Below are 17233 nucleotides of genomic sequence, written 5' to 3'. Positions count from 1 at the left end.
TTATTCTCAGTGATGTATTTCTGTACACATTTTCTCTTTTCTCCGCGGTTATCTGGAAGCTATAGAAGATGGTTGGGGTTTTGCCAGGGCCCTCAGTCTCTGGTGTACTGGATGGTTTGCAGATATTTAACCGGAAACTACTTGCCAAGCATACCAAGTTGTTGTGCCATGAAAGAGCTTACTGATTGAAGTTTTGAAAGATTTAATTCCAGTGCAACAAATTGTTCATTGAGTCGCAATGTTTCCATTGCCAGTCGCTCTTCCATCCCCAGGATGGAATTCTGCATGTCATCTATTGTATCTTGCAGACCATCCATTCTTATGGTGAGTAACCCATCAAATTGATCAATAATTGAATCAACATCACTATGCATCAATTCACCTACTCCCATTGTAAGCTTTACATTACCCTTTGTACCAGTAGTGGTGGAAGTCACTTTTAATGTAAGGTCTTCAATACTCGTGGAAGATTCAGTATCCGATGGGGCATCGCCTACCAGGATTTGGCCTGTACCTGTAGCAGCTTCACCATTTATTGTACCGGCAACGTCTGTTCCGCTGTAAGTACCCTCAGTTCCCAGGAGGTCATTTATCTCAACAGTGGTAAAACCAAATCCACTCCCATAAGTATCATGTGTAAGGACAAGATGATCACTGCCATCGTTGGATGCTGTAATCTCCATTCCGTACCTACCGGTAACACCGCCTTCGTTGGAGGTCTTTACAGAACCAAAATTCAGGCTACCGGGCTCAGTTATTGAAATCGAGACTTGGCTGTCACCGTCGGTAATGTCAGTTAACACAATATTTCCGGAAGCATTAATTGTCGCTGATACACTATTTTCATAAGCTTTTTCTATCGTGGAAAGAAAGTCCTGTACGGTACCTGTTGAGACGTCACTGATTGTATACGAATTACTTATACTAAGCCCGGACCTGTTGGTACCGGTAAATGAAATAACATCATTATCAGACAGGTCATTCGCATCTCCTCCGGTATTAATCTCATTAAACTTTGTACTGGCAGTTATTATTCCACCTCCTGCGCCTGTGGTCTTTGTATTTGCAATGCTGCCTACAAGTGTTTGTGTCCGCTCTGTATCAAGTTCTGAATTTATTGCGTTTACGATATTATCAATAGTGCTGCCATTCTCAGACGCGTTCCCATCAAGACTTATTGTCGCAACCCTGTTGGTAGCAGTATCTGTAATTGTCAGAGTATCAGTAAGACCGGCCCCGATTCCATTGGTAAGAACAATAGATCCTGTTTCGGACGCCTGAGATGCAACCGTATTAATGCTCACGGCATAGTTGCCTGCAACTGTATCTTTTGTGTGGCTTATATAAGAAATTTCAGTATTGGTAGTAGTTCCTTCCGCGACAAACATCCTTTTGACAGCATAAAAATCAGAATTAATTTTCTTTAAGAATGTGCTGTCTTTTACTGACAACTTTCCATATTTGTCCGATGTTATCCCTATTAATGAGAGAGCATTGGAATCAGTAGGAAGTAATGGTACTGAAGCTGATATGGTTGATTGAATAATACTTTTAATTGTCCTCAAAGTACTTTCACCAGACAGGATACCGGCGCTTTCCGAATCTTCGTTAAATGCGAATTCCTGATTTATGAATTCAATTATATCATTGTATGCGGTAGCAAAGTCATTTACACTTGATTTTATACTGTCAGTATCTCTGGAGATCGTCAGATTTACCGTACTTCCCGACTCAACTCGGTTTAAATCAAGGGTAACACCGCTAATGACATCATCAATAGAATTACTGCTCCGTGAGACAGCAATTCCGTCAATTGTTATCTTTGCGTCCTGGCCTGCTGTTACTTCCATATCATAACCTTCAGTAGTTACGGAAACAGTACCAAAATCAAGGGTACCACCGCCTTCATTATTCGTAATTATTTCAATACTCAACTGGCTGTCACCAGTAGTGTCATCAGTTATAATAACCTTTCCTGAAGCATCAATTGTCGCGCTGCCTGCTCCAAGGCCGAAAGTATTTTCTATCTGTGTCAGTAGACCATCTATTGTATCAGTGGTCTTGTCCGTTATTGTATATGTTCCGGTCACAGCATTCCCGTCATGGTTTGTACCTGTCAATGTAACTGTGTCGTTGTTGGCAACATTATTTGCGTCGCTACCGGTATTAATTTCTGAAAATGTTGTTGCACTGGCGACTACTCCTCCGCCAGCACCACTGGTTTTCGTGTTAGCTGTGGACCCGGTATGTTCTTCGGCGACTGAACTCTGACCCCTTTTTATGATGCCTAATGTTTCAAGTATATTGTTGGTGTCCGTATAACTTGTAGTGCCGTTAATATCAATCTGGTAAGTTGTAACTCCGTCAGTAGTAGTGCTGGCAACTGTGGCAGTCCCTTTTGATGCCCCTGTAAGTGCGGTGTTAATATTAGTTGCTATCGTAGATAAAGATTGAGAGGAAAGGTCTATAACAACACTTTCTCCTCCAATAGTTACTGTACCGTTTTGAGCAGTTGTCAAACCAAGCAGTGATTGAACTGCGGTACTGCTGCTGGAGAATGCATCTGACTTTGCTCCATCACTTGTAGCGTTCTTGATAGACTGTGTGCTTGAGGCAAGGCCCATCGCTTCCAGTATATCTTCGGCATCAGAAGACGCATCAAGTATGGAAAACTTGTCTTCCCCTGTATTATCGCTGGTAAGGACCATGCGGTTATCAGTATCTGAAACAGATATTAATGTCGCAGTTACACCGGTAGCATTAGTGCCTGAATTTGCTGTATTTATTGATGATATAACGTCAGAAAGAGAGTCTGTTGTGGATATACTTATAGCATTGCCGTTAATGACAAACTCACCGGTAAGGCCCAGTGCTGTTGATGAGCTGGTAAAACTCATTGATGACATCTGTCTTGCCTGTGCCAACTGTGAGCTGGACGTAAATGATATTGTATGTGTGCCTGGACTCGCGTCTGATGTTGTTGAAATTGAAACGAGTTCATCGGATGAAAAGTTTGTTGAGTTTGTAGACGTTGAGGTCTTAAAAACATCAAAAATGTCGTCTTCTGTAAGAGCCTTTGCCTTTGCCTGGAAGGTTGAAAGCTGAGTATTGAGCGATTTAAACGCTGTCAACTTATCGCTTTGTAACGTTTGATTATTAACAACAATATCTACACGTTTTCTACTGACACCAATAAGCTGTTCTATGAGGGTTGCAGTATCAAGACCAGAAACCAGACCTCCTATTGCACTCGTACCTGGCATTTCGCCTCCTTAATTGATTTTAGATTGCAAAATTTGAATTATAACCAAGAGGAATAACCTCCGGCAATATTCCTTTAGGTAATTTCAGGCTACTATGAAAACGTTTTACTGTTTTAATCTTTTCAATTTCATACGAATACTCATTCATTAGCCTGTTTATAGTCCCACTGTTGTTCTGTTTTGCTTTTTCTATCTCTTCCTGGGTAGCATACCAGCAGTACCAGTTAAGAAAGTTTCTTTTATCAAGATTATTTTCCATTGTTTTATGTCCTTTCTAGAATCAATGTAAAGTAAAACGCAATTTGTATTCCATATAAGACTGCAATCAGTTTTTTGTTATAGTCGCCTATTGCAATAACAACTTATGATATTAATGGTTTATATTTCTTCAATTATGTTGGGTAATTTTTTAGCACTATGACCGGAATTTTCCGCTCTTCAATGCAGGACTCACATCTCATTACTTTGTAATATGAATTCTGCTATCGGTAATTGATAAAGGGAGAGTGGTAATAACCACTCTCCCTCATAATACATTAGTTTTGATGAATATTGCCTGCTTATGTTTATCCGAGCAGACTTAAAACTACTTGAGGTGACTGGTTAGACTGGGCAAGCATTGAAGTACCTGCTTGCATCAGAATCTGGTTCTTCGTGAACGCTACTGTTTCAAGGGCCATATCCGCATCACGAATAACGGATTCGGCAGCGCTCAAATTCTCAATCGTACTGGATAGGTTAGCTGTTGCATAACCAAACTGGTTTTGTGTTTTACCAATTGTCGCGCGAGCGTCAGCCAGAGTATCCATAGCAGTATCTATCGTTGTCAATGCGGTTTGTGCACCAGACAAAGAACTTACATCAACACCTGCAGTTAATCCAGCTGTGGTCAGATCTGCCAAAGAGAAACTGATACTGTTATTACTGTTGTTCTCATAACCAACCTGGAAAGATGAAGTAGTAGTAGCGCTGGTTACCATGGTGCTGGCAGCGGCATCCATTGTGTTCAACGTATCGTTAGAGAATACTGCATTAACATCAACCTTGATGCCCAGATTTGAAAAATCCAGTGTCTGTGTATCAAGACCTGTAGACGCTGTAGTGATAGAAACCGTCTCTGTAGTAGTGCCATCTGTAATTGTCATACTGTTGTTTCCGGCAGTACTCACTGTTATACCATATTCTGTAGCGGTAGCAGCACCAGAAACATCAACGGCTGTTATACCGAATTGTGAGACCAAACTACCTGCAGAACTGACACCAAGGGATCCAAAATTACCGTCAATTAAAGATGTACCGGAATATTTTGTAGAATTGGCAATTCGGCTTATTTCTGATTCAAGGTTGTTAACTTCAGCGCTGATGTTATTTCGGTCAGTAGCACCTGTGTTAGTAGATGCAGCTTGTGTAGCAAGTTCCTTCATCCTCTGCAGGATATTCGTTATCTGGTCCGCAGCACCTTCTGCAATCTGCAACATTGAATTCGCTTCTGTAGCATTTCTACTTGCCTGCTGCAAACTCTTAATCTGTGATCTGAATCGCATAGATACAGCAAGACCTGCTGCGTCATCAGATGCCTTATTAATCCTGAAACCTGAAGAGAGTTTCTCAAGCGATTTTGATAATCCGGCATCTGCAATTTTAAGATTTCTGTGTGAGTTAAAAGCTGATATATTATTTTGTATTCTTAAACCCATTTTTTAATCCTCCTTGATTTTTGTGTAGAGTGTTGTTAAACATTCTGCAGCAAATATTTACAAAATTTTCTGCTGATCTGACTTCCCTGCCATATACAGCAAAACAAAGTAAAAACATAAAAAATTAATCAAATACTACTTTAAGCCACCTTCTAATTCATCACCTCCTCTTTCGTCATTAAAAAATTTTTGGCTATTTTAATAATTTATTACTGATATTATCATCGGAAATAAACAAAAGGACTTTAGTAAATTTCCGAAAAAAAAATAAATTTTTTCTATTTCTGATAAATGGTAGTAATCTTCAACGTTTCAAGTACTTACGTATGTGGTTAGTCTGTTCATGATTTTAAAAAGTATGATTAATATGAAAGCTAAATAGTATTAACTATATTATCGGTTAATATCTTATGGGCTTTAAATAAGCAATTGCCAATTCATAGCAATCCTTATGATGGACATATATTAAAGATACCTATCACTCATCCGAAAAGGATATCATGTTTTAAAGTGAATGATATTTAAGTTGACCGTGGATATCATGGTTATGACTATACCGGTGAGGCATCAGTACATATTGAAGGCAGAAGGGGACTAAGAAATTGCAAGTATCTGTGAGGGAGTGAATAAAACGGCGATCTGAAATGAAGTAGTGGTAGGACAAGCAAAAACGGATGGATGATCAGGGTGTGACTATCTTCATGGAATAGATGGAGACGGTATTAACGTTATCTTATCCGGATGGGGATACAACTTGAGGAAGCTCCTGAGAGGCACTTCTTTTTAGTCTGTTTTTCTATATACAAAGAACATAGCTGGTTTTACAAAATATTTAATACATCTTATTTATATGATATTATCCTGAAAAAAGACTTATTCAGGGATGATTATTTAATACCGTTTTATTTCTAGATTATCAATAATACCGGGTTTTAACAACTCCGCAATTTTAAATGAAAATTTTACCTGATGTTCCTTATGCTCTCTTAATAATACAATTCCAATTTGTATGTAAAGTTCACTTAATTCGCTGATATTATTTATTGTAATATCTCTGGGCAGGTTGAGATGTTTCAACAACTCATCGCAACTCTTTATACAGCTTTCCGGGTCATTCATAGATAATGCAATCTTGCTTAGCCCCAAATGAGCTTCTATCAGGTATTTTTCAGTGTTTAATAATTTACTAAAATACTCTTTTGCTCTGGTGTAATCATTTTCATTTAAAAAAAGAGAGCCCTGTCTCAACCGTACTTCAGGATTATTCGGATCCTTCTTTGTTAAAACATTGTATATTTCTTTAGATTTATTTGTGTTTCCAATTCCCTCATATGCTATAGCCATGTTAAATAGAGCATTAAAATGTTCCGGTTCTTTATCTGTAACAGCCTTAAATGATTTAATTGCTTCATCATACTGGTTTTTTTTCATAAGGAGGAGACCCATTTTATATATTGCCTGAGTTTCATCAGGAAGGCAATATATTATCGCCTTGAGACAGTTTAATGCTTTGTCTGATGCACCTGAGTTTTCATAAAATTCAGATGCATAATAGAGCATATGTCTGTTGCATGGATCTAACTTGATTCCCTTTGTCAGAAATTTTTCTGCAAGTTTTGAATTTCCGTGTTCTGCAAAGTGCCTGGATACATTTATATATGGCTCCCATTTCTTATGAGAGCTGTTTACAGCATTTTTGAACGCAAGCAGACCATCAGGCTCATGACCTTGCTCAAGAAAAATTATTGCCATCCGTGAGTAGGCCAGTCCAGCGTGTTGTAGTGTATTGTAAGGTATAGAGAGAACACTATTTGGGTCAGATTCGATAGACGGCAATAAATCCAGATACTTTTTAGTAGTCTCTATACATTTGTCATATTCTTTTTGAAGAAAATATATGGAGGAAAGCAGGCAGTAGGCATCTACATATTCGGAATAGAAGCTTAGTGATTTTATAGCATATTTTTTTGCGTTTGAGAGTTCATTAATGCGATAAAATGCTACGCCTGCCGAATAGTACGAAAGAAGCCTTAGTTGTGAATCACTATTTTGCAGTTCAAATAGCCTGATTGCTTCAAGCGCTTCTTTGATGCACTCACTGTTCATATTCCTGTCAAGAAATGAAACAGCAAGATTGTGGTGAGGTACCGGGTTTTCCGGATCATTTTTAATTTGCTCTTTTAACAACGTCGAAGTGCGTAGGAACTTTCTCTCCATCTGTTCGTTGTCCTGATTATAACCGTGGTGATGCAATCTGATATTTTCTTTTCTGGTAGGGGCTGAGTATCGAAGAGTATTATGGACTATTCCGTCGTAGCATATACCAAGGTGATTTCTAAATAGTCTTTCTGAATTAGCAATGGATAGGTTCTTCCCATTATTGAATTTACTATATACGGGAATAAATATCAGATCAACTCTTTGCGAAGCTTCACTCTCCAAAGGATCCTTGATAACTTCTTTAAGTCTGTGCGCGTCTTCTTTATCTATCTCTTCATCAGCATCTAGTATCAGGATCCAGTCAGAAGTCGCGTACTTAAGGGAATAATTTCTTGCCTTACTGAAACTGTTTTCCCATGGATGATGATATATCTTTGCATTATAGCTTTCGGCAATTTCAATAGTTTTGTCGGTTGAACCGGTATCTACAATAACTATTTCATCAATATAGTCTTTAACACTATCAAGACACATGGGAAGAAAATATTCTTCATTTTTTACTATCATGCAAAGAGAAAGAGTTGGATTATTGTCAAGCTTCTGATTTTTTTTCATCTTATTCATTTTTCATCCTATCAGCTTTCATCTACGTGTTTACGTATTGCATTGGAGCATTCCAGGAAATCCGGTCTAACTCTTTACTAATTCTGTATGCTGTTTCAGCCGCTTCCATCTCATCTCTTTTTTTTAGATTATCGCCTATCGAAAAAAATTTGTTTCCTAAATCGCTTAAACTTTCAATAGTTCCCTTTCTTGACATTTTTAATATTTGTAATAGTTGATCACACTCAATGACAATATCTTCGAAGTTTCCAAGCACAATGTTTACTTTACACATAAGCAGCCTGGTGTCGAATAGGGATGGTTCTATTTCAACTGCCTTTTTCCAGAAAAAGAGAGTTTCATTCAGAGCATTCTTTTTGAACTTGATATGGCCTAAATTAAATAATGCATTTACTGATTTTTCATTGATGCATAATAACTTTCTGAATGCATCTTCAGCTTTATCAATATTATTATTTTCAATATAAAACCTTCCGAGAAGTGTAAAACAATATTCCATTTCAGTTGATTCATCGACAGCCTTCTCAATCTCTGGCTTACCTCTTTCTTCCTGGCCACTGGAGAAGTAGTAAAATCCGCGTAGAAGATGTATTTTCCACTTATGACCAATTGTATGGTAGATGACATTGTTACGGAGCTCATTCTCAGACTTTCTCTGTTCCTCAGGACTATGTAAAGCAATATGTTTTTTTTCTGAAAATAGACCTGTTATTTTATTCCAGATAGTCAAGTATTTATCTGAAGCATCTATAAAATTGTTGTACTTTTTCAGGTTGTAATAAGCAAAAGCTAACAGACAGTAACCGTCCAGGAACTGATTATCCAAATCAATAGACATAAGAGCATATATCACAGAATCTTTAAATTCTTTCATTTCAGAATAAGCGGCGCTCACTATGTAGTATGAGACCAGGAAATCCTTTCTATTAAATCCTTTTTCTTCTGCCAGAGACATGGTTTTTTTACTATATGCAATGGCCTCTTTGTACATACACCTGTCCATATATGCAACTCCTAAATACATATGTGGGACTGGATTGTAAGGGTTACTTTCTATCTGTTTTTTAAGGAGTGTGGATGTACGTTTAAATTTCTTTTCCATCTTGTCCTCTGATAAGTTGTAACCATGGTGTATTATAGTGATTGGCGAATAGAGACATTTGCCACTGTATTGTATGGTATTATGGACAATTCCTCTGTAATGCACTCCTCTGAAATTCCTGTATAAGCGCACCATTTGCGCATGTCCTTCCTGGCTGGAGTCTTTATATTTATTCTTTATAATAAACGAAACAGCTGGATAGTCTCTGTTTTCAGCTATTTCTTTGAGTCTGTGAGTGTCTTCCCTGTTTAACTCTTCATCGGCATCAAGTATCAGGATCCAATCGCATGTTGCATACTTGAGAGAGTAATTTCTTGCTTTACTGAAGCTGCCTTCCCAGGGATGGTTAAATACTCTTGCTCCGTATTTCTCTGCAATCTTAATAGTCTTGTCTGTTGAACCGGTATCAACGATTACCATTTCATCTACAACATTTCGGACACTGTCAAGACATCTCTCAAGATTATCTTCTTCATTTTTTACAATCATACAGAGTGAAATGGACGACCCAATTTCTGATCCTGTTTTTCGGGTTCCTGTTTCTTGTATATTATCTTTTCCTTTATCTATAAAAACCTCCCTGTCGGCAGACTGGCGCAACCTGGTATTATTAATTAATGCCTTTTTTACCTGTTCGAATACTCCTGACCAGTCATTTAGGCGGGCCTGCCGGAAAAGACTCATACTCGGATACCATGGGCTATCGTTGCGATTTAATAACCAACGCCAATCCGGTACAAAAGGCAGAAGTGTCCAGACCGGTTTGCCAATAGCACCTGCCAGATGCGTGACAACGGTATCTACAGAAATAACAAGATCAAGATTGGAGATTATTGCTGCAGTATCGGCAAAGTCGTTTATTTCATCATCCAGTCTTATTATTTTTTCTCCACCAGGATATTTATCAATTTCAGCAGAAGAGTGTCCCTTTTGTAGGCTGTAGATAGATAGCTCCGGAATCTCTGTCAGCATAGCAAAATCAGACAGCGAACAAGACCTGATCTGGTCTTTTTTGTGGTTTGGATTACCAGCCCAGACTATACCAATTTTGAAATTGCGGTCACCATCAAGACGCAAATGCCACTGATCGATCAGGGTTGGATCTGCAGTAATGTAAGGAACACCTGATGGTATTGTTTCTAATGTAGATTTAAACAGTCCAGGCAGGCTTAATAGGGGGGCATGAACATCATACTCTACTGATATTTTACCGGAAGGATTTTTTTCTATAATTTTATCAAATCCAGTATAGTTTTTAAGAAGGCGAAAGAGCTCCTGCTTACATTCGAATATTACACGTCCTCCTTGTGCCTTGACCATAGGAAGATATCTTAGAAATTGAATAGTGTCTCCAAATCCCTGTTCCGTGTGAACAAGTATTGTTTTACCATTCAGAGGTTTCCCGTTCCAGATTGGACGATTTAAGTTTCCAGGTTTGTAATTATCTGTTTGCAATCTCCATTCGTATTCCTGCCATCCGCTTTTGAAGTCTCCATTTAATAGTGATATAATCGCTTTGCTGAGATGCGCGTCGATATAATTTGGTTCCAGAGATATAGCACGATTATAGCATTTATCTGCTTCATCTATTTTGCCCTGTTCCTGAAGTATCGTACCTAGATTATTGTGTGCTAATGCATAATTCGGCTTAATTGTTATTGCCTGTCTGTAACTATTAATAGCCGCGTCGTAGTTCTTCTGCTCCTTGAAAGTGTTACCAAGATTGTAATGGGCCTTTGCGTAATCCGGCTTGATTGTAATTGCTTTATTAAAAGCTTCAACTGCCTTGTCGAATTTACATGACTCAAAAAATGAGGAACCAAGATTGCAATATGCTTCGGCATAATCCGGTTTAAGTACAGTTGCCTGTTTGTAGTTTACCAAGGCATCTTCATATCGCCCGGACGCATGAAGCGCGGAACCAAGATTGTTGTATGTAATTGCATCATCCGGACTCAGAACAAGTGCTTTTTCAAGTAATACGCAGGCCTCATCATGGTTCCCTGTCTGTATTTTTAGTGTGCCCAGGAGAGATATTGCATCTATGTTATCATGCTGTTTCTTAAGTATTTTATTGTAAATGAAAGAGGCTTCTACGAGTTTTCCTGCCTGGTGAAGCTTATTCGCTTGTTGAAGCATGCTTGCCAATTCTGTAATTTGAAATGTAGATTTATGAATGTTAGTTTTCATTATATGTTATTGAATGTTCGATATTCATATTTAAATCTTACTTATGGTGGATTTACTTTGCTTAATCCAGCACATACCTTACATTTTTTATGTTTGGAAATTTGTATTCCTCAATCTGCACTCCGGAACCAATGCTTCCTTCACCTGCTCAAACACTCCTGTCCAATCATTTAACTGTTTTTGTCTAAACAACCGCATACTCGGATACCACGGGCTATCGGTACGTTTAAGCCACCAACGCCAGTCAGGCGCTGAATGTAATAATGTCCACACCGGTTTACCTATAGCTCCGGCTAAATGTACTACAGCAGTGTCTGTTGAAATGACAAGATCCAGATTACTCATTACTGCCGCAGTGTCCGCAAAATCATTTAACTCTTTACTCAAGTCTTTGATACTTAACTCTGGAATATTATCTTTTTCTAAAGTGGATGATCCTTTTTGAAGACTGTAGAGTGATAGCTCTCTTATTTCTGCTAAAGCCGCGAAATCTGACAGGGAGCTGGACCTGGTATTGTAGTTCTTAAATAAGGGATTACCTGCCCATACAATACCAATCTTATATTTACTGTCATTGCTTAGCCTATATCGCCATTTCTCTGAAAGGCCCGCATCTACCGAGACATAGGGAACATCAGATGGTATTGAATCTATGGTAGTTTTAAATAACCCTGGTAAACTTAAAAGTGGTATATGAAAATCAAAATGTATATCCGGAACAGTATGAGATGATCTCTCTATAATTCTATCAATTCCATCACAGTTTTTGAGCAGACGCAAGAGACTGTCATGACACTCGAATATCACGTGTCCTCCCTGTGCTTTAACCATGGGAAGATATCGAACAAATTGTATAGTATCTCCAAAACCCTGCTCTGCATGAACCAGAATAGTATTTCCACTCAGAGAAGAGCCGTCCCACCTTGGTTTAAGGAAGTCTCTTAGACTATTGGTCTTTGTTTTAAGCCTCCATTCGTATTCCGGCCAACCCTCTATGAAGTTCTCATTTAATAATAGTGCGATAGATTTATTCTTATGTGCCGTAGGTTCATCAGGGTTCAGAGATATAGCTTGATCATAATTTTCTACTGCCTTGTCAATATTACCAAACTCCTGGTATATTGAACCGAGATTTGAGTATGCCATCGCATACTCAGGGTTTAATGCAATAGTTTTTTTATAACATGTTTTCGCTTCGTCCAATAGTCCTGCTTCCTGCAAAGCAGAACCCAGGTTGCAATTTGCTAATACAAAGTCAGGATTTAATGAAAGAGCTTTTTTATATACCGTTATTGCCTTATCAATCTTTCTAAGCTCTTGATATGCAGCACCAAGATTGCAGTATGCCATTACATAATCCGACCTGAATGTCGTTGCAATTTTGTAACAAACTATCGCTTCATCAATCTTACCAAGTTCCTGAAGGACAGAGCCAAGATTGCAGTGCGCCATTGCGTAATCCGGTTTAAGCATTATTGCTTTCTTGTAACTATCAACTGCTTTATCAGGACTATGCAGTGAACGGAGAACATTACCCAGATTGTAGTATGCGTCAACATAATTCTGTTTATACAATATTGCCTGAGTATAGCTTTCAACAGCCTTTTTGAGTTGTCCCTGCTCCTTGAATGCATTACCAAGGTTATAATGTGCTTCAGCATATTCCGGTCTGAGTGATATTGACTTCTTATAACTTACAATGGCTTCCTCAAGCTTTCCTGATCCATGAAGTGATGTACCGAGGTTACAATGTGCTATAGCGTGATCAGGCATTAATTTAAGTGTTTTTCTGAAAAACCTACATGCAGTGTCAAAGTCCATTTGTTGCAAATTAAGCGTTCCCAGGAGGAAGAGAGCATCTATCTGGTTCGGTTGCTCTTTGATCAGTTTATTATAAAGTTTTTCGGCTTTTGTTAGCATTCCTGCCTGATGCAGCTGGTACGCTTCCTGAATCAATGTATTGGTTTTTATTTCTGGCATAATAAGTTTAACCACTCTTCAGATCTTTTGTTATAAGTACTTCTGATTGTTCTCTCTTTCGAGATGAGTCCACTACTGTATTCCCTTTGAAAGAGTGGAGGGAGTTCTGATATTTAGTCTAACTATTTTTTACGTTTACATTAAGATCTGTTTCCGGTGTTGTTACATTTAAATACTTAAGGTTTTCAGCGATCATATTCGCTTTCTTGAAAAACTGGTTCGCCTGGGCATGTCTTCCTAATTTTCTTAGTAAAGCGCCTATTTTCAGATGTGGAATATCGTAATCAGAATAAACATTGATTGCAGATTCATAGCATTCAAGGGCCTGCTTGATTTTTCCAATTCTTTCAAACTCTTCTCCCAGTAATATCCATGTTCTTATCGAGTGTGGTTCCTGTTTAAGTGCTTTACATAAGCAGTCAATAGGATTAGGTGATATGGATGCTGCAAACATGAATGTCAGATAGTTTTCAGGTTCCATGGTTACCGCTTCTTCAAATATTGCGTTCGCCAATTGCATATTACGTTGTATCTGCATAGCAAGCAATCCATCATGGAGAAGATCTTCAAAACGTGTAGCCTTTAATTGTAGATGTCTTTCGTTAACAATTGCTCCTTCAAGTTTCGATATCCCTTCAAACCATTTAATACTTCTCTCAACTTCATTGCTTTGTCTGTGTGGAAATTTTAGATGTTGTCGGTAAAAATCCAATCTGTCTCGTCCATGCTGTAACTGAAGGCGTTCTCGTATTACATATTGCCGGGCCTCTTTCGCGACATTCTGTGCTGAAATACGGTCATCTGTAAGCCGGTTGAGAGTGACAATCAATTCTCCGGTATTTTTATAAAGAAAGCCTGTTTTACCAACGTTTACAGATTCAATGTAGGGCCCAGTGTGGGCCATTACCGGTACTATTCCTGAAACGGCATATTCCAGAAATTTTATATCTGACCGTGAACGATTAAAAGCATAGTCCTTTAAAGGTGCAATACCAATGTCTATATTCTGGAGAAAATTATAATAATCGTCTAATAATCCAGGTGGGGTCCATCTCTTCTTATGCTGTGGAAGAGAATCAAAGAGTTTCCAGATTGGTTCTGAGCACATCAGGTGTAGAGACACATTGGGTCTTGTGATTATCCAATTTATCAGAGGTTGTGCAATCTCAGCCATGTCTGCCATATGTCCGTGAGACCCTCCCCAACCAATTACCTGTTCATTGTTCTTCTTTAATGGTTTTTCCGGTGGGACATTCAGGATTTGATTGGGAAAAACTGTGCAATTTCTGTTCAAATATCCGTAGAGTTTCTTCAGCTCAGGAGATGATACCTGTAACGCATTGCAGCTATTTGCGAGGCGGAATCCCAAATCAAGATTTTGTTTGTTCTTGAAGAAAAAATAGACCGGATTCCATGTCTGCAGGGCGTTAAGGTCGTCTGCTATTTCATAAACTGTCAGTTTTCTTTGTTCTTTTCTTCCTCTGATCAGGGGAAGAATATCCGGGTCACAGATATTCTTCAAGATCAAGACATCTGCTTTCATCATTATCTCGGTCTTGTGTCGGTGCTGGTTAGTCAAATTGATTACGCGTACTCCCTCTTCCTGTGCCATAGCAATTCCGGGCGCATGTGTACGATAAAAGTAGTCACCACTACCCTCATTTTGTGGCGGTTCTACTTGTGCAATTAACAGTCGATTATTATTCTTGATATGTTTCATTTATATATGTCACTCCAATAATTTAATAGATCTTTCTCTTGTCTTTTATATGAATACTCACCGGCTGTTTTAATTGCCTGGCCCCTTTTTTTACTAATTACTTCATCATCATTCTCGATTAATGTTATTACTTGTCCAAGCGTTTTTGCGCAGTCGGTAATATTGTTCCATTCACACCAGAATCCGTTGTCTTCTGATGCATATTCCAGTCCACCATCTCCGTGAAAACCCACAACTATACAACCGCTGGCCATTGCTTCTATTGGTGGTAGCCCAAACCCTTCATAAGTGCTGGTGGAGAGGAAAACAGCAGATTCATTCATGATTTCTGCCACCTTTGATTCTTTAACTTTATCAATGCATATCCACGGAATTTTATCATATTGCTTATAAAGTTTTTTGAAGAGGTTTCTGATGAAATTCAGTTCACCTGGAATTTTTCTCGGCATATACGCAATTTGCAATTTTTTATTTCGTGGTTCAAATAGATCCAACGGAATCGCATTGTGAATGACCGGTACTTCAGAATAACCAAAAACTTCGCTGATAAAATCGCTTATAATACTTGAACAACAGAATATGCCTGTCACACCAAAATTCCGCCAGGAGTCATTATTTTGGAGACCATTGAAAATATAATAATGGTTCTGGCAAAAGACAAATTTCCTGGTCTGTATATTTTTGAATACATTAAGTGCCGTATTATGATCCTCCGGAATAACAACAATATCATTTGGTGATATCCTGAGATTGTCTTTTGCATATAGTATAGGCACGTCACACTCCAGCCACGGAATCCTGAAGTCTTTCTGGGTATGGAGTACAAATGCGGGATAGCCATTATTTACTAAATGCAATACATGTGAGTAGATTACCTTCACCCCTCCAGAAGGTTCAAGGCTATCGTAGTTGACATATATAATCCTGCCAGTCGGCTTTGGGCTTTGAATTTCTGTTTTTTGAACTCTGATTGTTTGCATCTATTAAAATTTAATATGTGTTTGTTCAATTATACATGATTTTATTCTTCCAAGGTAATATAGCCAAATTCATGCCAAAATGATTTTCTTAACCAGTGCTTGAAAATTTAAATATCAATTGTTTAAGGGCTTGTCAATGCGTAGCTTACGAGCAAAAGATAGTGTAAAGACCTGTTAAATATATTTTGTTTTGATTACAGAGAAGGTATATTGTCTAATTATTAGTCAATTTGATGAGATAATTTTTAATTCCGGCTAATTTTGCACAGACAATACCTGATGAAAATAAAAAGTAATGTTGTCGTAATATTATTTGTCCTGGTTATTCTTACCGGTTGTGCAACAACAGGCACACACCACACCGTGAAAAACTCACGGGAAGCAGCGACAGACATTCTTAATAGATACATTGGAAAAAAAGTCCCTGGTGTCCAGTACATTGTAGTTGACAAAAACCATACCATTTTCGAATACTCAGGCGGTTTGGCTGATATCAAAAATCAAAGACGTATGAAGTTCAGTACGACAATGCCCGCTTATTCATTAACCAAATTGATTACGGCAGCAGCGGTTTTACAACTTGTAGAAAGAGATATGGTTAGTCTCGACGACAAAATGAACCAATATTTATCATCTAGACCATATAGCAATGATATCACGATTCGACATCTCCTCAGCCATACATCCGGTATCCCTCATCCATTTCCAATAAGAATGGATATTGAACACATAATGATGTGGGTATGCCCCATAGACAATAGCGAACGAATTGATGAGGATTCAGCATTGGTGCAGGTCCTTCAAGAACATAAAAAGCTTTTATTTAAGCCTGGAAAAAAATATGGCTATTCAAATATAGGATACTGGCTGCTGGGCAAAATAATTGAAAGTGTAACTAACCAAAGGTATATCGATTATATTAAAGAAAATTTATTTAAACCATTAAAACTTGAAGAACAAGAGCTAGGTTTTGATATATATGATCGAGCTAATCATGCGAAAGGATATTTAGCAAAATACTCTCTATCAAACTTTTTTAAAAGGGTCCTGATAGATAAAATCGCATGGTGTGATTATGAGGGTAAATGGCTCCATTTACGAGGATGTTACATGAATGGGCCGTCAGTGGCCGGCTTAATCGGTAACGCACGAGGCTTCAGCCGCTTCTTGCAGGATCAATTGAAAGACAACTCTCACTTGTTTAACCATGAAACAAAAGAGCTATATTATACACAACAGCAAAATAATAGTGGCAAACTTCTTAATACTACTTTAGGATGGCATATTGGAAAATTGGAAGGGGTTGAATATTTCTACAGAAGGGGTAATGGTGTCGGGTTTTACAATGAAATGAGAATATATCCAACCAGAGGTATTGCTACAATTATTATGACCAATAAACGTATAAGTAATGCAAACAGAATTATGAGAAAACTAGATAAGATATTTCTTAAATCAACTCCTTTGACAACCAATATAAATTTTTAATAAGATTTATTTGTTCTATTTTAGAGCGT

General features: G+C 38.1%; 9 protein-coding genes. 1 reads left to right on the top strand and 8 read right to left on the bottom strand.

The genetic code is table 11. The annotated features are described in order from the left end of the window. Positions 1-137 precede the first annotated feature (137 nt). The 8 genes from fliD to SCALIN_RS04925 all read right to left on the bottom strand — a co-directional run bounded on the left by fliD (position 138) and on the right by SCALIN_RS04925 (position 15716). The gene (fliD, locus tag SCALIN_RS04960) at positions 138-3263 is read right to left on the bottom strand and encodes a flagellar filament capping protein FliD (protein WP_096893212.1); all 3126 of its coding nucleotides are present in this window, start codon (positions 3261-3263) and stop codon (positions 138-140) included. A 19-nt stretch (positions 3264-3282) separates the two neighbouring features. Beyond that, on the bottom strand, positions 3283-3522 hold the full coding sequence (locus SCALIN_RS04955) for a hypothetical protein (protein ID WP_096893211.1): 240 nt from the start codon (positions 3520-3522) through the stop codon (positions 3283-3285). Positions 3523-3829: 307 nt separating this feature from the next. Next, positions 3830-4960, bottom strand: coding sequence for a flagellin N-terminal helical domain-containing protein (locus SCALIN_RS04950; protein ID WP_096893209.1), 1131 nt, complete (start codon positions 4958-4960; stop codon positions 3830-3832). An 891-nt stretch (positions 4961-5851) separates the two neighbouring features. Further along, the gene (locus SCALIN_RS04945) at positions 5852-7744 is read right to left on the bottom strand and encodes a tetratricopeptide repeat-containing glycosyltransferase family 2 protein (RefSeq protein WP_096893207.1); all 1893 of its coding nucleotides are present in this window, start codon (positions 7742-7744) and stop codon (positions 5852-5854) included. 22 nt (positions 7745-7766) lie between these two features. Then, positions 7767-11036, bottom strand: a complete 3270-nt coding sequence (locus tag SCALIN_RS04940; RefSeq protein ID WP_096893205.1) for a tetratricopeptide repeat protein — start codon at positions 11034-11036, stop codon at positions 7767-7769. Between the two features lie 87 nt (positions 11037-11123). Next, positions 11124-13016, bottom strand: coding sequence for a tetratricopeptide repeat protein (locus tag SCALIN_RS04935; RefSeq protein ID WP_096893203.1), 1893 nt, complete (start codon positions 13014-13016; stop codon positions 11124-11126). A gap of 118 nt (positions 13017-13134) precedes the next feature. Further along, positions 13135-14736 (bottom strand): hypothetical protein, encoded by a 1602-nt coding sequence (locus tag SCALIN_RS04930; protein ID WP_096893201.1) that lies wholly within the window; start codon positions 14734-14736, stop codon positions 13135-13137. After that, positions 14733-15716 (bottom strand): glycosyltransferase, encoded by a 984-nt coding sequence (locus SCALIN_RS04925; protein ID WP_096893199.1) that lies wholly within the window; start codon positions 15714-15716, stop codon positions 14733-14735. The genes SCALIN_RS04930 and SCALIN_RS04925 overlap by 4 nt, the downstream gene beginning before the upstream one ends. Positions 15717-15995: 279 nt before the next feature. On the opposite strand from SCALIN_RS04925, the gene SCALIN_RS04920 reads away from it, so the two are divergent. Continuing rightward, positions 15996-17204 carry a serine hydrolase domain-containing protein gene (locus SCALIN_RS04920; protein WP_096893198.1) on the top strand — a complete coding sequence of 403 codons (1209 nt, stop codon included), beginning with the start codon at positions 15996-15998 and terminating at the stop codon, positions 17202-17204. Positions 17205-17233 lie beyond the last annotated feature (29 nt).

Origin of the sequence: Candidatus Scalindua japonica (assembly GCF_002443295.1) — a bacterium.
Taxonomy (GTDB): Bacteria; Planctomycetota; Brocadiia; order Brocadiales; family Scalinduaceae; genus Scalindua; species Scalindua japonica.
Note: the sequence above shows the minus strand (reverse complement) of the source record. Positions and strands in the feature narration are given on the sequence as shown.